We start from the raw sequence: 20617 nt of genomic DNA on the forward strand, positions 1-20617 counted from the left end.
CAGTGAAACTACCCGTTTTATTTGCATTTATTCTATTTTTATATTCTTCAATTTTCTCTCCTTCCGCGTTTGCTGTTTCAAGTATTGATTTCGAAATTAAAGGTGTCTCAGGTGATATCGAGGACAACGTCAGTGCTTATTTATCGACGATTTCTCCCCCTAAAGGTAAGAATTACAGTTACTTCGAATCTAAGGTTCGTAAAAATCTTATCGAATCAATTCAAGTTTTTGGTTTTTATCGCCCCGAAATCACGGTCCACCTGACGGTTGATGATGATGAACTTATCGTATTTATTGATATTAAATTAGGGGAAAGGGTGACGTTATCCGTTGTTAATGTGGAAATTAATGGTGGTGCAAAAAATGATACGGCTTTTATTCATTTATTGAATGAAATACCATTGCACAGAGGTGACAATTTATCACATGCGGACTACGACAAATTTAAAGGGGATATCAGTAAACTTGCGTTAGCACGGGGTTACTTTGATGGTAAGTGGCTAAAAAGTGAAGTGCGCGTTAGTGTTAAAAAAAGTAGCGCAGAAATCGATCTTACCTTTGATAGTAAACAACGCTATGTATTTGGCGAGTCTGTTTTATCCAACCAAACCAAATCTGCATTGATAGTCTCTGAGCTAGCAACGTTTGAAGAAGGGCAAGCGTATGAGTCCCATTTGGTAGCTGAATACAGTTTAGCATTATTTAATAGTCGATATTTCCAGTCTGCATCTGTTGTGCCTAATATTAATGGCAGAGCCGATGGTAAAATACCGATGGTAATCACTGTTATAAATCATCCTAGCAATACGTATGAAGTCGGCATTGGTTATCTCAGTGATGTTGGTGTTAGAGGCACATTAGGTTGGAAAAAACCTTGGATTAACAATCGTGGTGATAGTGTTTCTGCAGGATTTAAATATTCAACAGTACAACAAGAGTTTACCTTTGACTATGACATCCCGATTGAAGACCCAATTACGAATGTTGCCAAAATCCAATTTGGTTTTCAGCGTAAAGAGAATAAAGATACGAAGAGTCGGCGGTTTACTTTGCAGTTTCAGCGTCAGTTCGAGCTTGAATCTAAATGGTTACGAACTTGGTTTGCTAAAGTCGAGCAAGAGGATTTTGTACAGGGTAGTCAAGTCGATAGTAGTTTCATGATATTGCCAGGGGTTAGCTTTGCAAGAACAAAGCAACGTGGGGGGGTTGATCCTTATTGGGGGAATCAGCAGCTATTTAGTTTTGAGGCTGCGAGTCGTTTTTGGGGGGCTGACATTAATATGGCTAAAATACAGAGTCGGACAAAGTATTTACGCTCTATCGATAGAACTCATTTTTTCACAACTCGTTTTGATTTAGGCGCTATTTATGTTAATAAAATCGAGAGTGTGCCAGCATCAATGCGTTTTTTTGCTGGTGGTAGTCAAAGTATTCGTGGTTATCAATATGAAACTGTTACGTCTGTTGATGAAAATAAAAAGTATATAGGAGGTCGCTATTTAACGGTTGGTTCGTTTGAGTACGGTTATCAATTTGCTGAAAAATGGCGTGTTGGACTATTTGCTGACGCGGGTACATCAACCAATGATTTTTCTGAACCTATTAGTGTGGGCATTGGGACTGGTATCCGTTGGATGACTCCTATTGGCCCCGTCAAAGTTGACTTTGCTGTACCTGTTAAGTCAGATTCTGATACTAAGTATACTATCCATTTGTACATTGGACCTGAATTATAATGCGCCTTATTCAATTATTTTTTGTAGGTTTAATTCTGCTTGTAAGCAGCTTAACAGCCTTACTCGGCAGTCATGCCGGAAACCAGTTCATCATTAATAAATTAAATAGCATAGAATTACCGCTACACCTGGTTCTGGAAGAAGGCACTGTTTTTAATCAAGCACATTGGAAAATAATTGACTGGCAAGGGGAGCTATTTCAGCTTTCAATTTCAGACTTAGCATATGACATTGATTTAAGTTGTTTATTTAGTGCAGAAGTCTGCATTAATAAACTGGATTCTAGCGCAGTAACTTTCATTATGCCTCTGACGGAAGAACCTAGTACACTTCTCGGTATTGATTTGAATGACACGCTGTCACGTATCGCTAAGCTCGATGATAAAATTGAAAATGATACTTGGCAATTAAACATCCCTATTTTAATCAGCGCTTCAAATATAGATATTCGAGATATTAATGTTATTGTTGCTAATACCAGTGTGACAGCTGATCGTCTTGAGGCTGTAGTTAATTTATCAGGGCGAGATATTGCTGTTACCAAATTGATAACACATAACGTAGATGTTCAAGTATCAACTGAATCACCAGGAAAAAAAATAACAAGTGGCGCTATAAGCTCTAAACCTACCACCTTGGTTGAAGAAACAAATAAACAATTCGATATCGTTACTGATCTATTAAATGAGTTCGAACTTTATCAGGTTTCAATTCCACTACGTGTAGATGTGCATGATGCAAAGCTTATTCAGTCTAAACTTCAAGTAAATGATTTATCCCTATATTTCAACTCGATAGACTTAGTCGGTTATATTGATTCTGGAGAAGTGGGGATCGAAAAGCTTATCGTTAATATGCCACAGGCTGATACCAGTATTAAAGGACAAATTGTATTACAAAAAGATTACCCCTTGTATGCGACGGTTAACACAACATTAAAACAACCAGCATTGTTAAAGCAACTTGCTGTCGATGTCAACGCGACAGGTAGCCTTGATAGTATGAGTTTAGCTATTAATACATCAGGGCCGATTAATACCCATATTGATGCATTACTCGCGCCGTTACGTCCAGCCTTACCCTTTACTATCAATGCTAATTGGCAACAATTAAGCTGGCCATTACTGACGCCGGCATATATCAACTCAGCGGATGGAAAGTTGTCAATGCAAGGTAATCTTGATGACTACACTATAGCCGTTTCAGGACTGTTAGATATTGATAATGCACCGTTGTTGGATCTGGATGCAAAAGGTAAAGGGAATCTACAAGGTTTATCATTCTCTCGGATTAACGCTAAAACGCTGAGTGGACATGTTTCAGCATCTGGGCAACTAAAATGGACCGATGGTATTAGGGTAAAAAGTAAAGTCACAGCAGAAGGCATACGTTTAGATAAATTTTGGCCAGACGTTCAATTACAACCAAATGGAAACGCTGCGGTTGATTTTAGCCTTAAACCTGAAGCGGATAATGATTGGCAACTTGCCATTTACGATATTGACGTAGGCGCAGATTTTAAAGGTTATCCACTTACTTTACAGGGTAAGCTAACGCTAGATCAGGATCTGTATTGGAGTCTAGATAGTTTTTCACTTTCTCGTGGAAGCGACTCAGTCAAACTTGACGGTATTATTAACGAACAGTTTAAGATCGCGGGCGAAATTGATATTAAAGCCCTTACGCCTTATCTTGCTGAGAGTAAGGGGAGCGCGTTTGGTTATTTCACTATCATAGGCCAGAAAACGAAACCTTGGTTTAACTTTGATTTATTCACTGATAATGTTTTATTTAAAGACAATAAATTGCAACGTGCAGACCTTACAGGGAGAATTAGCTTATCTGAGCGTCCAGAGGGCACTATATCGCTCACAGGTGAAGAGTTAATGATTGGTGAGCTGGTCATTAATAAAGTTGCTCTGGATTATACTGCGGGCCTAAATGGCAATAGTATTAGTTTAAATATTGAAAATGAAAAAAATAATGCAGTATTAGAAATAAACGGCTTTTTGCAAGACGATATTTGGCAGGGGAAGGTAACTAAAGGGCGCGTTAATTCTGAATATGGTAATTGGAGAATTGACCCTAATGTGAATTTTACGTTTTCTAATCAAGATTATTATCTCTCTATTGCGCAGCACTGCTGGAATGAAAAAGTGGCCACGCTGTGCTTAGGTTTTGACGGTAACCTTGAGAAAGCGGACAATTTCGAATTTAAACTACAAGATTATAACCTAAATAAGTTAGGTCTAGAAAAGGAAAAAAACCTTGAAATTGAAGGTTTGCTTAATATTATCAGTAAAGTAACGTGGCGTAAGGGTGCACCATTACAGCTAACATCGAAGGTCGAAATAACCGATGCATCATTACTTATTTATAATGATGAAGAAAGTAGTATTGCTAATTTTGATACGTTAAGAATGGATATAGGGATAGATGAATCGAGACTAACTGCGAAGGTTAATATCAACTCACATGAATTGGGTGGAATGACATCTGATATTAGTGTGGATGATATCTTTGGTAAGCGTGAATTGAGTGGTGATATTAATATCATCGATATGGATCTCGCCTTTATTGAGCCGCTTATTTATCAGGTCGATGTACTTAATGGTGTTGTATCCGGTGCTGGTATTGTGGATGGGACTTTAGACAAGCCTGAATTCATCGGGCAGTTCAATGTCAACAATGGTTATTTAGCTGGAGATGAATTGCCTGTTACGCTAGAAAATTTTCAATTTAGTATAGAATCTAGTGGTCAAAAAGCGAGTATTACTGGTAGCGCTAATTCCGGTAAAGGGCTAGCTAAAATCGTCGGTAATATTACTTGGGGTAATGAATTTAACTATCAAATGCTTCTACACGGTGACAACTTTGAGTTTGACGATAGTAAGGGGGTTCATCTACATTTTAGTCCTAACATAAGCATTAAAGGAAACACTCTAGGGGCTAAAATTAGCGGGGATATTGTAATACCGTATGCACGAATTAAAGTAGAAAAATTACCGCAAACCGCGATCCCGGTTTCTAATGATGTGGTTATTGTTGACGCTGATGACGTCAATGAAAAACAGAACTATCCACTCGATGTTGAAGTGAATATTAAATTATTAGACAATGTAAAAATAGATTCATTTGGCCTTAAATCTAATATTACTGGTGATGTAAATGTTATTATCGATGGCGATGGTAATTTATTTTCTGATGGGATGCTTCAGTTTGAAAATGGTCGTTACCGTTCGTTCGGTCAAGATCTCTCTATTCGAAAAGGACAGATTGTATTTTCTGGCCCCATCGAAAACCCTTATCTAAATGTAGAAGCTATTCGTAATACAGAGGTGACAGAAGACAACGTTATTGTCGGTGTCCGATTAATAGGACCTGTTAAAAAACCACTGTTTACGATATTTTCAGAGCCTGAAATGCCGCAAACCCGTATGATTTCCTATTTATTACGTGGGCGTGATATAGACTCGGAAGATGAAACGAGTCAAGACGATGTAATAACGGTAATGCTTGTTGGCTCTAGTCTTGGCCAAGGTAAAGACGTCATTAGTTTCTTAGGTGATACACTCGGAGTTAAAGATTTTGCCATCGATACAAGAGGACAGGGCAATGATACTCTAGTTGAAGTGAGTGGGTATGTATTACCAGGTGTTCAAATTCGCTATGGTATTGGTTTATTCACTGATCTAAGTGAGGTTATCGTACGATATGAGATTATCCCTAAGCTCTATATAGAATTAGTGTCGGGTGTAGGCAAGGCGGTTGATATATATTATAAATTTAATCGTTAAGAATCTTTAATTAATCGTCATAAAAATAAAAGCAGCCAAGCTGCTTTTTATCAAAATAGGCCGACAAGCTATTTTATTTCACTTGTTTCATGGGCTGAAATAGAAACAGCATGAGATCCTTTTGGGCCTTCGTCTATTTCATAGTCAACGACTTGTCCTGCCTTTAATGTACGATATCCATCCATTTGTATAATTGAAAAATGAGCGAACACATCATCACCACCAGATTCAGGACAAATGAAGCCGAATCCTTTCGCGTTATTGAACCACTTAACCGTACCGGTTGCCATACCTCTGCATCCTTTCTGTAATTGCAAATTGTTTGATTACTGAACTTACATCACCCATTTAACTCGTGGGTTATAAGATGGTTGTAATAATACATATCAGGTAACTGAAATGTTAATCATTTTAACGCATCCTGTTAATAAACTTAGTTTATTCGCTACTATAGTCAAGTTAATATTCCTAAAAATGATTAAAATGAGGTAAACTTAGACGAAAGGTTGAAAGTTATTAGCCCAAATCTGTGATAGGTACTAAGATAGAATTATGAGTAAGTTAGATGAACTGATTGATTTCAAAACAAGTATAGAAAGTAAGCAAGAACTTAAACCGCCTTCGTTTTACAAAGTGTTTTTGAATAATGATGACTATACTCCAATGGATTTCGTTGTAGATGTACTACAAAGGTTTTTTTCTATGGATATAGATAAGGCTAACCAAATCATGTTAACTGTTCATTATCGGGGCAGAGGTGTTTGTGGCGTATTTACGGCTGATATAGCCGAGACAAAAGTATCACAGGTAATGCAATATGCAAAAGACAACGAACAGTCCTTATTATGTACCATGGAACAAGCATAAACGTAATGCTGACAATATTACGCAACACGTAGTTATAGGGAGATGCCTATGTTAAGCAAAGATCTTGAAGTAACGCTCAATGAAGCGTTTAAAACTGCACGTGAAAATCGTCATGAGTTTATGACGGTCGAACACTTATTGGTTTCACTACTGAATAATAAATCTGCTTGCGAAGCGATTAAAGGCTGCTCTGGTGATATTGATGCTATTCGCGATGAACTATTGCTTTTTTTAGAACAAACGACACCTATTTTACCTGAATCGGATGAAGAGAAAGAAACACAGCCTACGCTTGGCTTTCAACGTGTGTTACAGCGTGCTGTGTTCCATGTGCAATCTTCAGGTAATAACGAAGTGACAGGTGCGAATGTACTTGTTGCAATCTTCAGTGAGCAAGAATCACAAGCTGCTTATATATTGAAAAAATCAGGTATGAGCCGATTAGATGTGATTAATTTCATTTCGCACGGGATTCGTAAAAATGATGAAGAACCGGGTATTGAAGATAGTCATGACGCTTCGGAACAAGTCATTAATGATAGTGAAGATCAATCTACTCACCTTGAGAACTTTTCTACTAATCTCAATAAATCTGTTGTTGAAGGGCGGATTGACCCATTAATTGGACGTAATGAAGAACTAAATCGTACTATTCAAATATTATGTCGTCGCCGTAAAAATAACCCATTATTGGTTGGTGAAGCCGGTGTGGGAAAAACGGCGATTGCAGAAGGTCTCGCATACCGAATCGTCAATAAAGAAGTCCCTGATGTGATGAAAAATACGCAGGTATTTTCACTCGATTTAGGCGCTCTACTTGCTGGTACTAAGTACCGTGGTGATTTTGAAAAACGTTTTAAATCATTATTGAAACAGTTACAAAAACACGATGATGCTATTTTATTTATCGATGAAATTCACACGATTGTTGGGGCCGGTGCCGCGTCGGGTGGTCAACTTGATGCCGCAAATTTAATTAAGCCACTATTAAGTAATGGTACGTTACGTTGTCTTGGTTCGACTACATACTCTGAGTACAGTCAAATCTTTGAGAAAGACAGTGCGTTAGCTCGCCGTTTCCAAAAAGTGGATATTGTTGAACCCTCTATTGATGATACGGTTAAAATTCTGCAAGGTTTGAAGTCTCGCTACGAAGAGCATCATGATGTACGTTATACGGCTAAAGCGTTACGTGCGGCAACAGAGTTATCTGCTAAGTACATTAATGAACGTCAATTACCTGATAAGGCGATTGATGTGATGGATGAAGCGGGTGCTAAACAACGCTTGTTACCGATAAATAAACGTAAGAAAACGATTGGTATTAGTGAAATTGAATCTATTATTGCAAAAATGGCTCGTATACCAGAAAAATCAGTTTCTTCTAATGATCGTGACGTACTGCGAAACTTAGAACGAAATCTGAAGATGGTTGTGTTTGGGCAAGATCCTGCGATTGAAGTACTGACCGATGCAATTCGTTTATCGCGTTCTGGTTTAGGCGCTGAAACAAAACCAATTGGCTCTTTCTTGTTTGCTGGCCCTACTGGTGTTGGTAAAACAGAAGTGACTCAGCGTTTAGCTAAGATTATGGGTGTTGATCTGATCCGTTTTGATATGTCGGAATACATGGAGCGTCATACCGTATCTCGTTTGATTGGTGCGCCTCCTGGTTATGTTGGTTATGATCAAGGTGGTCTGTTGACGGATGCGGTTATCAAACAACCACATGCTGTTGTGCTATTGGATGAAATTGAAAAAGCACATCCAGATGTATTTAACTTGTTATTACAAGTGATGGATAACGGTACATTAACGGACAACAATGGTCGTAAAGCTGATTTCCGTAATATTATTTTAGTGATGACAACTAACGCTGGTGCAACGGAAACTGTTCGTCAATCCATTGGTTTTAAAGAGCAAGATAATAATAGTGATGCGCTTGGCGAAGTGAATAAATTGTTTGCACCTGAGTTCCGAAATCGTCTTGATAACATTATCTGGTTTAATCATCTTGATATGAGTGTTATCCATATGGTCGTTGATAAATTCTTGGTTGAATTAGAAGCCCAGTTAGATGACAAACAAGTTACCCTACATGTATCAAACGATGCACGTAAATGGTTAGCTGATAAAGGTTACGATAAAACGATGGGCGCAAGACCAATGGCCCGTGTTATTCAAGATAAAATTAAACGTAACCTTGCTAATGAGATCTTGTTCGGTAAATTGATAAATGGTGGCGCAGTTGACATTCAATTGAAGGGTGATGAGCTCGCATTTACGTTTACTGATGTGAAAGTGACAGCTACAGCGACAGAATAAGTTAATTTTTGAATAGTGCTAGAAGGTTGTTTTTTTTCGTATTAGTGTTACTTTGTATCTATGCTTGACTTAAAGAGGGAATGCAAAATGGATATTTCCGCATTAACTAGGGTCGAAATTAGTATCCCTGATGGGATTAGTTTTGATTCATTAGGACTTGAACTTGATGATGATGGCAGTATTTCCTTTGATATTGAAACATTGGAAGCAGTGGCATTAGAAAGTGGTATTGATGTAGCTTTATTAGATGAAGACTATGTATTACAAGTATTACTTATCAGTTTTTATCAGTGGCACAGAGTACAGAATGGTGACGTCAACGCAGTCATGGAAGATATTATTGAACAAGCTAACGATTTATCTGCTTATTCTGACGATGAGTTAATTATGATGTTGGGCTCTGCTGAGATGGATAAACAAGCTAACGTTACTATTTCGCAAATTGTTCATTAATCTAAAATGACTAAGCATAAAAAATGGAAGCCAATTGGCTTCCATTTTTATTACTATTAGTTTGATTACTCTCTATATCTTATTTTTCGTAATCAACGACTGACTAGTATGCATTATTCACTGTCTTTAACTTGTAAGCCAACGTTACCAGTCTTAACGATATCAATGATACCTTTCTTGAATAGTTGGCCTACAGCGCTTTTGAACGTCTTTTTACTCACACCAAATAAACGAGATATTGTTTCAGGGTCTGTTTTATCTGTAACCGCCATGAAACCACCATTTTTATTCAGTTCTGATAATAGCACTTGGCTAAAGTCAGATACTTTTCCATGACCAGGTTCATTAAGTAAGATATCAATTTTACCGTCTTCACGCACTTTTTGAATGTATGCTTTTTGTTTTTCACCACGGTTTAATTTCTTAAACATTTCATTTTTGTAAATAACGCCCCAATGGCTGTTATTTACAATTACTTTATACCCAAGGTCAGTTGGATCAACAGGGGTGATCTCAACTTCTTCGTGTATTTTGTAACGCGCAGGGGTGTTGTCAACGTGACGATCTAGCTTTGTTGTTGCTGTAATACGACCGTGAATACGATCTAAGTAAATAGCGACAAGGTATTCACGACCCACTTGTAATGGGATGCGCTGTTCACTGTATGGAACTAAAAGATCTTTGTCTAAGCCCCAATCAAGGAATGCACCCACATTGTTTACTTGTTTTACTTTTAGCATGACGAATTCGCCAACAGCACCAAGTACTTTTTGTGTTGTTGCAATGATACGGTCTTCTGAATCAAGGTAGATAAATACCTCAAGCTCATCACCGATATCTATATCTAATGGTGAGTTTGTAAAAGGTAACAGTATTTCACCTAATACACCGCCGTCCAGGTAGAAACCCGATCCAGTTTCTTTGATAATTTCTAAGGTATTTAACTTACCTAATTCTGCCATAGTTCTTTGCTCTGTCTTGAAATAATGAGGGTTATTATAGATCACCCAATAATGCGGGCAATGTACCACGAAGCGTGAAAAAACCCAATATTTGCGGATGAATTAGTATTAATTACTTGAACGGTTAAATATATACACTAATATTGCTTGATAATAATGCCTTCTGTTATACTCCGCCCACATAATTGCGGTCTTTCTGAAGTATAAGTTCTCAAAACCTTTTCGCAATTCCTAATTTCCTTAATATTAGTATAAATTATCATGACGCAACAAGACATCAAACTAACACGACTTAATAAATATATCAGTGACACGGGTTATTGCTCTCGCCGAGAGGCAGACCGCTTAATTGAACAAGGTCGCGTAACCATTAATGGTAAAATTCCAGAGATGGGAACGAAAGTGTCAGATGGCGATATGGTTTCTGTAAATGGAAAACCCGTTAAAGAAAAACAAAAACGTATCTATATTGCCCTAAACAAGCCGGAAGGTATTACCTGTACGACAGAACGTCACATTCAAGGTAACGTGATTGATTTGATTGACTACAGTACGCGTATATTCCCAATCGGTCGTCTTGATAAACCATCAGAAGGTCTTATCTTTCTAACGAATGATGGTGACATTGTTAATAAAATTCTACGTGCAGGTAATGCGCACGAAAAAGAATACATAGTTAAAGTTGATAGTACCGTTACTGACCGATTTTTAAAGGATATGGCGCGCGGTGTGCCAATTTTAGACACGGTCACTAAACCCTGTAAAGTGACGCGCGAAGGTCGTTTTGAATTCAAAATAATTTTAACGCAAGGTCTTAACCAACAGATTCGACGTATGTGTGAATATTTTGGTTTCCAAGTGAAATCACTAACGCGTACACGTATTATGAATATTGATATGAAAGGTTTAGCAACGGGTCAATGGCGTTTACTGACTGATAAAGAAATGGCTGAAATCAATAGCATGGTTGAAGGCTCAAGCAGTACAGAAGAAGCGTCTGACTATGGTCAAGAAAAGCCAAAAACAAAAGGTGTACATTCAAAACGTGGTGTTAACAGTGCTGCACGTCAGAAGCGTTTCGGCTACGGTGACTATGCAGCAACACCTGGTCAAGTTTTGAATGATGAAGCGACTTCAGATTTTTGGAATAAAAATGAAACAACCTCAGATCTAGATAAGCAAGATGAACCGACGTCTAATTTCTGGACGCAAAATGCAAAATCGTCTGATTCTGATGTTTCATCTAATGTGTCTACTGATATGTCTTCAGATATAGCTCAGCAAGATAAACCTGCGTCTTTTTCTGATGAACAAATTGCATCAAGAGCTCGTTTTGACTCTGCTGAAAAGAGAAAAGAACGAAAAAAACCTGTGACTCGTTTCAGTATTATTGCGGAACGTGAAAAAGCGAAACTGGCTAATGTAAAGACTACATCCGCCGCGCCTCGTGTTAAAGGCACCTTATCGTTGAAAAAGAAGTAATTCGATAAATGTCAGCTGATAATTATCCTCAAATTGACATACCATTTGATGTTCGCTACACATGTTTGTTTTGTGGTGAACCATCAGATGCTACGATCAATATACCGTTCTCTGTGGATGATATAAATAAAGCGCCCCATGAGCCTTTATCTGTACCAGCATGCGCAGAATGTCTGTCTTTTGTAAAAAAAGCCCGCAGCCAGTCTATCTATCAATATCGTAATGCCGTAAAAGCAGCGTTAACACGGAAATATCAAAAAGCATTAAGCATTGGTTCAAATTGGACCGAGCAAGAGTTGCAAGAATCTGAATTTGAAGGTGCTGCGTTTGAAGGTTTTAAGCGTAGTGCGTGGATGATGTATACCATTGCAAAGGACAGAATTAACTATTCTGGTTGGCCATTATGTCTTGAGGGCGTCCCACTTGCTGTCGATGATGAGGCGGGTGGATTTACGTTTGATGGGACGGACTTTGTCAGTGTTGAACACGCGATTGAACACTACATCAAAACTTTTCATCTTGACGATGTCCTATTACCTGAACTCGTTAAACGATTAGGTACAGATAAGTTTGGTTATGCAATTCGCGTTAGTCGTCTTTATTTAAATATATCGGCAGCAGAGCGCGCGCAGATAATTGCGGATATAGTAGAAAGTCAGTCCTAAGTTTCTTAGGTGAATAATTATAATAACTCAAAGACGTGTTTGATTCTCTTTCATAACGACTTTGAGTTATTCAATTATGTATCTAAATTAAACCGTTTATCAGAAGATAAAATTAAGCATTAAAGTATACAGTTGAGCATTCGTATCGCCATCGATAGGGGTTGTTATTAATTCACCATTACTCCCACCTTTTGCATTCGTGTATTTCCACTCTGTATTAAGTGATACCGTTGTCGTTAAATCATAACGTAGTCCGATTAACAGAGAATTATTGTTTTGGCTGTGGTGTGATTCAGCATAGGTTACGTAAGGGGTAAATTTATCAATATTATAAGCTAAGCTTGAATACCAATTGAAATGCATTGTATCGATAAGTACTTCAGCCGTCAGTAGCCATTGGTCAAGAGAGTATTCAGTGCCTACTGTGTAAATACTAATGTTGTCTGCAGGGAGTTGCATACTTCCTTGCGGTGTTGTTACATCGACGACATATTCGAAATACGCATAATTAAACATAATTCGATAATCAAATCCGCTTAATTCACTGTGTATACCAACCGTTTTCTCTATATTAAAACCATATTGATTGTCACCTATGTCAACCTCACGATTACTTTCTATACCAATATAGGGCGTTACCGCTAAATAACTCTCATCATTTATTTCGATATCCCAAGTCCCAGAAAGTCCATCATAAGACGTGAGCCCTAAGGTCGAGTTATATACTTCTTGAGGAGGTCTCGCTGACGTATACGCTTGTCCAACATAGTAGTATTCAGAGCTTAGAAACAGGGGTAACCGTAATCGCCCAACTTTTAAGTTAAAATCTGATACGCTATAACCGATGTAGGCCCATTCTAACCTCGGCGATGACCAGCTATCTTGAGGGCGTTTTACGATCTGAATCGAAGTATTGAAGTTATCATTAAAGCGGATATCACCTTGTAATCCTAACGTCGTATCACAATCGTAACAAGTGTTATCTGTGATCTCCCGGTTAACATAGAGTGGTGTTGCATTGTTAGACTGGGTTATGGAAGTCGAGCCAAAACCACTTAACGAAATGTTATCGGTAATATTTAGTTTTGCATTTACTGCGAATGTACTTATTGATAGTGTTGTTGCTATAAAGCAAATCTTTGATATATGCATGCTTTATTCCTCCGGATCTAAAACGAATAAAACATTAACATTTTCTGGTAATGACTTTATGGTGGCGTAAGCAATACCGTTTGGGTTTTCTTCCAACCAATCGAGTATGGATGCAATATCATTATTTGATATGGTGACGGGTAGGTTCCCTTTTCCCGAAAATGCTAAACTTGCTCTATAACCATTCATCTGAGAGAGCGATTTACCAAGTAGTTTTTTATAAAAACAGGCTTTGTCATCATTATCTTCTGTTAAATCAACAAGTTCAATATTTTCATTATTAATACGTTTTACCTTTCCTTTATATATCATTCTTACCTTGCTTTTACTTAACTTAGGAAAAGCACTATTCAATGAAAATACGGCAAAACGTCGTCCTTCATCTTTTCCGATTTCTTCTTTAGCTGAGATATAAAATGGGGGCGAGAGTGAAAAAATGAGTAGTCCAACGCAAAAATTACGTAAGTTTAATCCTTTAAACATGTTTACCTGCTAATTTTAGTTCTGTTACCTATCATTTAAGTTAGTAAGAAAAAGAGTAAATAACAAATTAATTTTTACATGGAAGTCAAAAACTTATGCTTAATACGTTATCGATCAAAAAACGACTAATAATTTTATTATTATCTCCATTATTGTTACTCACGTTGTTGATTGGCGATCGAGTCAGTGAGTCTGTGTTTACATTAAACCAGCTAAATAAGCTTCAATATAGAATTGAACTACTCACTGAGTCGTTACACTTAAATACATTACTGCATAGTATAAGAATCAACAAACTTTCGAATGATATAGTAGCGAATGAAGATGAACTTACTTCATTCACGAACGCTGTCAATGAATTAAAAAGATTAGCACCTTTAGCCTTACAACAAAGTAACAACGCGATTGATTTATTATCGGATTTAGACGGTGCTGCTGAAGAGCTTACGAGCCTTAGCGCCGAAGATGTTAATGATTGGTCTAGCTGGATTTCGGATTCTTCGAGTCAGTTACTCCTTATATTAGAAAAAAATAACCTCGATTTTAACGATAAAGAAATAGAAAATAATATTGAGGTATTGTATCAATTACAGTGGCTTTATTTTTGGGCTAATGAAGAAAACTGGTACATAAACCTTATTGTTTCAGGTGCTAGTGTTAATGTTAAATCCTTATTACCTGCCATTGTTGAAAGGCAACAGCTGTTTATTGAACGATTTATTGCGATTAGTGCCGATAACAGCCAAATCTCTCTTTTGCAAAGTACATTTTCTGATAAGGCATTTATAGACAGTTATGCATTACGTAATTTGATTCAAAGTAAGCACTTCAAAATGAACGCAAGTAATTACGACATATCAGTGTTAGACAAACGTTTAGCATTAATTAGTCAAGTTGTGTCAAATGTAGGTGCGAACTTATCAATCAAGATTAAAACAAAGGTCGCTGAAGCTAAAATGCATGTGATGGCATCGAGCATTTTCATTACTGCATTATTACTCTGTGCATCTTACTTAGGTTGGATGCTGATTCAACGTATTCTTGGCAACTTGAAAGAAATTATCGCCACGTTAACGCGTATTGAAGATACCCATGACTATTCACTAAAAGTGAAAATCGATGGTAATGATGAATTTAGTGCGTTCGCTAAAATGTTAAATAAGCTAATTGAAGAGCGCTACACGAACGAAAGTCAGATAATTCAGGCTAAGGAGTTAGCTGAACAGGCAAACGTTGCTAAAAGTTCATTTTTAGCGAATATGTCACATGAAATTAGAACCCCGTTGAATGGTGTCATTGGCATGTCCGATATATTAGCTAGCACTAAGTTAACACCGTCACAGCAGGAGCATCTTGCGATTATTGAAAACTCCTCGCAAACATTACTTATATTAATTAATGATATTCTGGATTTTTCTAAAATTGAATCTGGTCACCTTACCATTTCTAATCATAGCTGTAATTTACGAGAGGTTATTTACGATACTGTGGCAATTGTTATCCCCACTGCAGCATCCAAGAGCTTAGATATTATCGTCAATATTACCCCTGAACTACCGACAGACTTATTATTAGATGAGCATAGATTACGTCAGGTCTTGATGAACTTATTATCCAATGCTGTTAAATTCACCAATCGTGGTCAAGTTAGTTTATCACTCAGTTGTAAATTACTCTCAAATAAGCGATGCGAGTTGTCGTTCTCTGTTGCTGATACTGGTACTGGCATTGAAGGCGATAAGCAACAGAAAATTTTTGAACCTTTCACTCAAGAAGATGGTTCAATTACACGTGAGTTCGGTGGGACTGGATTAGGGTTAGCGATTAGTAGCCAGTTAGTTGAATTAATGGGTGGGAAAATCGATATTGATTCCGTAAAAGGTGAGGGGAGTAATTTCTATTTTACGATTTACGTAGACTCAGTTGCCGGTATTCGCGCTCAGCAGATGGTACCAACAAATACGAAGGTAACGGTTATTACTAATGAAATGTATTTTAGTAATGGTATTTGTGCTGAACTATCACGTAATAATTTTTCTGATATAACAACTGTAGTCTATACGCAAGATTTACCGAACAACGAGATGGATAAAGATATTAATCCGTTGATTATTTATTGCCAAAATAGTGTTCAGCTAACGTTAAAGGACATAGATTTTTTAAGTAAACTAGCGCTTAACCATACTTTTATTTTAGTGCAGTCACATACCGATGAAAAGTATGATTTTGATAATAGAATTGATGGCTTAGCTACTATGCCATTACTTGGTAACCGATTACTTAAAACCATGAAATCAGCGCTGATGAACAAGGCTGAATCAGAGAAAAGTAGAGCGCCAAGTTTATCTAATGAGATAATGACTGAAGATATTGCAGCAGATAATATGCTTATCCTTATTGTGGAAGACAATTTGATTAATCAAAAAGTTGCCAGCTTACTATTAAAGCAGTGTGGTTATGAAAGCCATATTGCTAATAACGGTGAAGAAGCTGTCGCGATGGTATCTTCTGGTGAACATAAGTATAAGGCTATATTAATGGATTGTATGATGCCAGTCATGGATGGGTTTACAGCGACAGAGCATATCCGGAAATGGGAAAAATCATTTTCGATACCACAAACACCCATTATTGCATTAACCGCAAGTGTACTGGATGCTGATATCCAACGTTGTTTTGATGTGGGTATGAATGATTATGTACCTAAGCCATTTAAAAAAGATCTACTTATCGAGAAAATTGAGCGGCTAGCAAGCGCCGCTTAAGCTGATATTATCGATCTTGTTTAGGCTCTGAAGTAGGGAGTTGCTGACGTAATAACATTTTCAGTTCAGCAATATCCTGCTTTAACGCCATGACTTCCGTATGTAAGGTCTCTACATTTGAGGTTTGTTCTATTTTAGACTCTTTTCCACCATCAACAAACCACGAGGAAATAAATCCAGTAAATGTGCCGAATAAACCAACACCGGCTGTCATGAGTAGTGCCGCGATGATACGCCCACCTGTTGTTACAGGATAATAATCACCATAACCAACCGTTGTTATGGTGACAAATGACCACCAAAGCGCATCCACCCCATTATTGATGTTACTGCCTATTTGCGCTTGTTCTAACAGTAAAATACCGACAGCACCAAAGGTTACAAGCACAAATGATATTGCAGACACTAAGGAGAACGTGGCTTTAAAGCGATGTTCAAAGATCATTTTAAGGACGAGCTTAGATGATCGAATATGCTGAATAGCCCGGAGGATTCGTGCAATACGAATGATACGTATAAATTGAAGTTGCTCTACCATAGGAATACTCGATAATAAATCGATCCAGCCCCATTTCATAAATTGTAGCTTATTCTCTGCTTGATAAAAGCGAATGACAAAGTCGGTAAAAAAGAATACACAAATGATATTGTCCACACTTGTCAATATTTCGCTCACGTTACTAGACAGTGGGAATATGAGCTGAATCAATGATGAAACAACAACATGTAGTGATAAGATCAGCATGAAAATTTGAAATGGATTCACATCATTATTAGTTCTAAGTTTTGTTTGCACAGGTTAGCAGCCTTGATTCATTGATTTCATTAATATAAACGTTACTGCGTAGCAAAACAAAATATTTTTATAATCACTTAGTGGATCAGTGTGGTTATAGTGTAACGTGGAGTCGAGGTATAGTTATGTTTGTTATTATTTTTTATGTGCCGCAAGAAAATGTGGACGATGTTAAGCAAGCGCTGTTTAAAGTAGGCGCGGGTACTATCGGTGATTATGCACGTTGTGCCTGGCAATGTTTAGGGTCAGGTCAATTTAAACCCTTATTTGGTAGCCAACCACATATCGGTACATTAAATGAAATAGAATTTGTCGATGAGTTTAGAGTCGAAATGGTTTGCAGTGCAGATAATGTAAGGGCTGCAATTAATGCATTGATTTCTGCCCACCCTTATGAAGAACCTGCTTATCATATTCTACAAGCACTCAATGTTGATGATTTACCCTAGCGTAAAATAGAACCTATCTTAGTGATTGGTTGCACTGACCATGTCGGAAATTGTTTTTGCACAAGTTACAGTGATTAAACTGTCTGCATCTTGCTCTGTTCCCATTCTAACTGTTGAATGGGGTTTCATTGCGCTTTTTCTTGTTGTCTTTCCCGATAAGTGTAGCTCTTTTGCTTGCGTGATAGCGATGATCTTTTCAGCATTTTTGGGGTTAACGCCTGCACCAGGCATAATACTAATTCTGCCATCAGCTTGAATGATTAATTCTTTGATAAGCTCGCAACCTTGTTCAGCGTTGGCTTGTTGGCCAGATGTTAAAACGCGTTCACAGCCTGCATTAATTAAGATTTCTAACGCTTGTTTAGGATCATGACATAAATCAAAGGCTCGATGGAAGGTTACGCCGATATCGCGAGAGGCCGCCATTAAACGTTTTAATGCGACTTCATCAATATTCCCCTCTGGTGTTAATGCACCGATGACCACACCTTGGATACCCAATAGTTTCATGAATTTAATATCAGAAACCATGATATCTACTTCTTGTTCGCTATATATAAAATCACCCGCGCGAGGGCGGATTATTGCATAAAGGGGGATAGTTGCTAGATCGAGAGACTTTTGGACAAACCCTGCATTGGCGGTTAGTCCCCCTAACGCTAAAGCCGAGCACAATTCGATACGATCTGCACCAGCCTGCTGAGCCGTTTGAAGTGACTCGATATTATCGACACATACCTCTATTGTAATTGTCATAAGCTTCTCTTTAATAAAAATAATAAAGCCAGCATAGGCAGTTTTACATAATATGAAAGTATAAAAGGCGACTAAGGCCGCCTAGATCAATCATTATGGTAAAAAACTACGATATTGTTGCTAGAAAGACAATTGCTTTTCATCAATTGCAGTTATCGCACTGTTTTCTAACGGTGTATAGCTCTTTTGTTCAGGGTGCTTGATCAGAATGATTTCTTCCGAAGCATTTGGGTAGTATGATTCCTTTTTCAAATCTGTTTTTTTATATTTGAACGTACCTGTAATTTCTTGTTGTGCACGTAGACGAACAAATATAGGTTGTGCATAGCTTGGCAGTACAGATGTGACATGTTGATAGAAATCAGCAGCTGAGAATTCATTTATCGGACAATTCAAAGTAAGTGCAACCATGCCTGCTCGACCATCATGATGTGGCAGTTCGACACCGTAAGCCACGGTCTGGTCGATTTGATTAAACTCATTAAGCTGACCTTCTACTTGCGTCGTCGCAACATTTTCACCTTTCCAACGGAATGTGTCACCTAATCTATCGACGAAAGAAATATGTCTGAATCCTTGATATTTAACGAGATCACCCGTATTGAAATAACAGTCGCCATCTTTGAGTACCGATTTGAATAGTTTTTTATTACTTTCTTTATCATCGGTATAACCATCAAAGGGGGAACGCTTGGTTATTTTTGTTAATAGTAAACCCACACCCCCCGTTTTTACTTTGATCATTTTCCCTTTTTCATTGTACAGGGGTTCGTCATTATCATACTCTACAACAGTAAAGGCAAGTGGCGTCACGCCCGCGGTGTGAGGTAAATTTAATGCATTAGTAAACACAAGGTTACATTCACTTGCCCCATAGAATTCGTTAATATGTTCGATCCCAAAGCGCTGTTGGAACTCGTCCCAAATCTCTGGGCGTAAACCATTACCAATAATTTTTTTAATACCGTGTTGTTTATCGTTATCTTTTGCAGGTACATTCAGGAGGTAGCGGCATAGCTCACCGATATAGGTAAATGCGGTTGCATTGTGGGCCCGTATTTCATCCCAAAATCGACTGGAGCTGAATTTTTCAGAAAGAGCAAGTGTAGCTGCATTACCAAACACGGCACTTAATGAAACGGTTAAGGCGTTGTTATGGTACAGGGGGAGCGATAGGTATAACACATCATCAGAAGTAAGGCGCAACGATGCCATACCCATACCTGACATTGATTTAAACCAGCGATGGTGACTCATTTTTGCTGCTTTAGGTAATCCTGTTGTCCCCGATGTGAAGATATAAAATGCAGAATTTTTAAGTTGAATTTTAGGCGTTGTATCCGGGTTTAATACCGAATAATTTGCGACCAGTTTTGATATATTTCTAAACTTAATAGGGTGCTCTGGTGCTTTCAATGCAGGGATATAAAAGATGTTTTTTTGTAACGCTGGCGATAAGTGTTCTTTAATGTCATTAATGGTCGAATGATAAATTTCATCTGCGATAATCAATGTTGTATCGACAACTGCTAGGCTATGTTCGAGGATCGCATTTTTCTGTGTTGTATTTATCATACAAGCAATTGCACCGAGCTTAACAACTGCAAGCGCGATGATAATTGTTTCAGGCCTATTATCGAGCATGATTGCTACTTTATCACTCTGGCTAATCCCATATTCATGTAAAAAGTTTGCATATTGATTTGCTTGATTGTTCAGCTCTTCGTAACTATAACGTTGGTCTTTGAACTGGATAGCGATCAAACTGGAATTCTTAATAGCCTGCTCTTCAAGTAGTAAACCAATAGACATATAGCGTTCTGGTTTTGCTTTTTGTAAGTGCCATAGACCTTTTAAAATAGGCTTAGGTGTTTTTAGTATATTGATCGTGCTTTTGAATAATTGCTTACCGGTTATAACAGTCATAAG

At 37.7% G+C, this 20617-nt stretch carries 16 protein-coding genes; 9 read left to right on the forward strand and 7 right to left on the reverse strand.

Annotation, left to right across the window (positions count from 1 at the left end):
* Positions 1–2: 2 nt before the first annotated feature.
* Positions 3–1736: an autotransporter assembly complex family protein gene (locus AKG98_RS17260; RefSeq protein ID WP_067048740.1), complete on the forward strand. Its 1734-nt coding sequence runs from the start codon at positions 3–5 to the stop codon at positions 1734–1736.
* Positions 1736–5533: a translocation/assembly module TamB domain-containing protein gene (locus tag AKG98_RS17265; protein ID WP_067048743.1), complete on the forward strand. Its 3798-nt coding sequence runs from the start codon at positions 1736–1738 to the stop codon at positions 5531–5533. Before AKG98_RS17260 ends, AKG98_RS17265 begins: the two co-directional genes overlap by 1 nt.
* A 68-nt stretch (positions 5534–5601) precedes the next feature.
* Here the strand turns inward: AKG98_RS17265 and cspD are convergent, their stop codons facing one another.
* A complete protein-coding gene (gene cspD, locus AKG98_RS17270) occupies positions 5602–5823 on the reverse strand; it encodes a cold shock domain-containing protein CspD (RefSeq protein WP_045110286.1) in 222 nt (73 codons plus the stop codon).
* 262 nt (positions 5824–6085) lie between these two features.
* Here cspD and clpS point away from each other — a divergent pair, with 262 nt between their 5' ends.
* The 3 genes from clpS (at position 6086) to AKG98_RS17285 (ending at position 9178) form a co-directional block, all read left to right on the forward strand.
* Positions 6086–6400, forward strand: a complete 315-nt coding sequence (gene clpS / locus AKG98_RS17275) for an ATP-dependent Clp protease adapter ClpS (RefSeq protein WP_067048746.1) — start codon at positions 6086–6088, stop codon at positions 6398–6400.
* Between the two features lie 48 nt (positions 6401–6448).
* Complete coding sequence (clpA, locus tag AKG98_RS17280) at positions 6449–8725, forward strand: ATP-dependent Clp protease ATP-binding subunit ClpA (protein WP_067048749.1); 2277 nt, start codon at positions 6449–6451, stop codon at positions 8723–8725.
* Between the two features lie 87 nt (positions 8726–8812).
* Positions 8813–9178, forward strand: coding sequence for a hypothetical protein (locus AKG98_RS17285; protein WP_067048752.1), 366 nt, complete (start codon positions 8813–8815; stop codon positions 9176–9178).
* Positions 9179–9291: 113 nt separating this feature from the next.
* Here the strand turns inward: AKG98_RS17285 and AKG98_RS17290 are convergent, their stop codons facing one another.
* The gene (locus AKG98_RS17290; protein ID WP_067048755.1) at positions 9292–10140 is read right to left on the reverse strand and encodes a S1 RNA-binding domain-containing protein; all 849 of its coding nucleotides are present in this window, start codon (positions 10138–10140) and stop codon (positions 9292–9294) included.
* 261 nt (positions 10141–10401) lie between these two features.
* On the opposite strand from AKG98_RS17290, the gene rluF reads away from it, so the two are divergent.
* Complete coding sequence (gene rluF / locus AKG98_RS22745; RefSeq protein ID WP_067048757.1) at positions 10402–11622, forward strand: 23S rRNA pseudouridine(2604) synthase RluF; 1221 nt, start codon at positions 10402–10404, stop codon at positions 11620–11622.
* Between the two features lie 8 nt (positions 11623–11630).
* Positions 11631–12287, forward strand: a complete 657-nt coding sequence (locus AKG98_RS17300; RefSeq protein WP_067048760.1) for a hypothetical protein — start codon at positions 11631–11633, stop codon at positions 12285–12287.
* Positions 12288–12386: 99 nt separating this feature from the next.
* On the opposite strand, the gene AKG98_RS17305 is transcribed toward AKG98_RS17300, so the two are convergent.
* Complete coding sequence (locus AKG98_RS17305) at positions 12387–13439, reverse strand: hypothetical protein (protein WP_067048763.1); 1053 nt, start codon at positions 13437–13439, stop codon at positions 12387–12389.
* A gap of 3 nt (positions 13440–13442) precedes the next feature.
* A complete protein-coding gene (locus AKG98_RS17310) occupies positions 13443–13922 on the reverse strand; it encodes a hypothetical protein (RefSeq protein WP_067048766.1) in 480 nt (159 codons plus the stop codon).
* Positions 13923–14017: 95 nt separating this feature from the next.
* Here AKG98_RS17310 and AKG98_RS17315 point away from each other — a divergent pair, with 95 nt between their 5' ends.
* Positions 14018–16687 (forward strand): ATP-binding protein, encoded by a 2670-nt coding sequence (locus AKG98_RS17315; protein WP_067048769.1) that lies wholly within the window; start codon positions 14018–14020, stop codon positions 16685–16687.
* A 7-nt stretch (positions 16688–16694) separates the two neighbouring features.
* Here the strand turns inward: AKG98_RS17315 and AKG98_RS17320 are convergent, their stop codons facing one another.
* Positions 16695–17483, reverse strand: coding sequence for a potassium channel family protein (locus AKG98_RS17320; protein WP_067048772.1), 789 nt, complete (start codon positions 17481–17483; stop codon positions 16695–16697).
* 125 nt (positions 17484–17608) lie between these two features.
* Here AKG98_RS17320 and AKG98_RS17325 point away from each other — a divergent pair, with 125 nt between their 5' ends.
* A complete protein-coding gene (locus AKG98_RS17325; protein ID WP_067048775.1) occupies positions 17609–17932 on the forward strand; it encodes an NGG1p interacting factor NIF3 in 324 nt (107 codons plus the stop codon).
* 18 nt (positions 17933–17950) lie between these two features.
* Here the strand turns inward: AKG98_RS17325 and AKG98_RS17330 are convergent, their stop codons facing one another.
* On the reverse strand, positions 17951–18688 hold the full coding sequence (locus AKG98_RS17330; RefSeq protein WP_067048778.1) for a copper homeostasis protein CutC: 738 nt from the start codon (positions 18686–18688) through the stop codon (positions 17951–17953).
* A gap of 120 nt (positions 18689–18808) precedes the next feature.
* On the reverse strand, positions 18809–20614 hold the full coding sequence (locus AKG98_RS17335) for a long-chain-acyl-CoA synthetase (protein WP_067048781.1): 1806 nt from the start codon (positions 20612–20614) through the stop codon (positions 18809–18811).
* Positions 20615–20617: the final 3 nt, after the last annotated feature.

This window comes from Moritella sp. JT01 (assembly GCF_001574435.1).
In the GTDB taxonomy this organism is placed as follows: domain Bacteria; phylum Pseudomonadota; class Gammaproteobacteria; order Enterobacterales; family Moritellaceae; genus Moritella.

Excerpts from the sequence above, each read along its gene's own strand:
- AKG98_RS17310 (WP_067048766.1), bottom strand. The coding sequence starts at position 13,922 with ATGTTTAAAGGATTAAACTTACGTAATTTTTGCGTTGGACTACTCATT.
- AKG98_RS17300 (WP_067048760.1), top strand. The coding sequence starts at position 11,631 with ATGTCAGCTGATAATTATCCTCAAATTGACATACCATTTGATGTTCGC.
- AKG98_RS17305 (WP_067048763.1), bottom strand. The coding sequence starts at position 13,439 with ATGCATATATCAAAGATTTGCTTTATAGCAACAACACTATCAATAAGT.
- AKG98_RS17335 (WP_067048781.1), bottom strand. The coding sequence starts at position 20,614 with ATGACTGTTATAACCGGTAAGCAATTATTCAAAAGCACGATCAATATA.
- AKG98_RS17290 (WP_067048755.1), bottom strand. The coding sequence starts at position 10,140 with ATGGCAGAATTAGGTAAGTTAAATACCTTAGAAATTATCAAAGAAACT.
- cspD (WP_045110286.1), bottom strand. The coding sequence starts at position 5,823 with ATGGCAACCGGTACGGTTAAGTGGTTCAATAACGCGAAAGGATTCGGC.
- AKG98_RS17315 (WP_067048769.1), top strand. The coding sequence starts at position 14,018 with ATGCTTAATACGTTATCGATCAAAAAACGACTAATAATTTTATTATTA.
- AKG98_RS17285 (WP_067048752.1), top strand. The coding sequence starts at position 8,813 with ATGGATATTTCCGCATTAACTAGGGTCGAAATTAGTATCCCTGATGGG.
- clpS (WP_067048746.1), top strand. The coding sequence starts at position 6,086 with ATGAGTAAGTTAGATGAACTGATTGATTTCAAAACAAGTATAGAAAGT.
- AKG98_RS17265 (WP_067048743.1), top strand. The coding sequence starts at position 1,736 with ATGCGCCTTATTCAATTATTTTTTGTAGGTTTAATTCTGCTTGTAAGC.
- rluF (WP_067048757.1), top strand. The coding sequence starts at position 10,402 with ATGACGCAACAAGACATCAAACTAACACGACTTAATAAATATATCAGT.
- AKG98_RS17330 (WP_067048778.1), bottom strand. The coding sequence starts at position 18,688 with ATGACAATTACAATAGAGGTATGTGTCGATAATATCGAGTCACTTCAA.
- AKG98_RS17325 (WP_067048775.1), top strand. The coding sequence starts at position 17,609 with ATGTTTGTTATTATTTTTTATGTGCCGCAAGAAAATGTGGACGATGTT.
- clpA (WP_067048749.1), top strand. The coding sequence starts at position 6,449 with ATGTTAAGCAAAGATCTTGAAGTAACGCTCAATGAAGCGTTTAAAACT.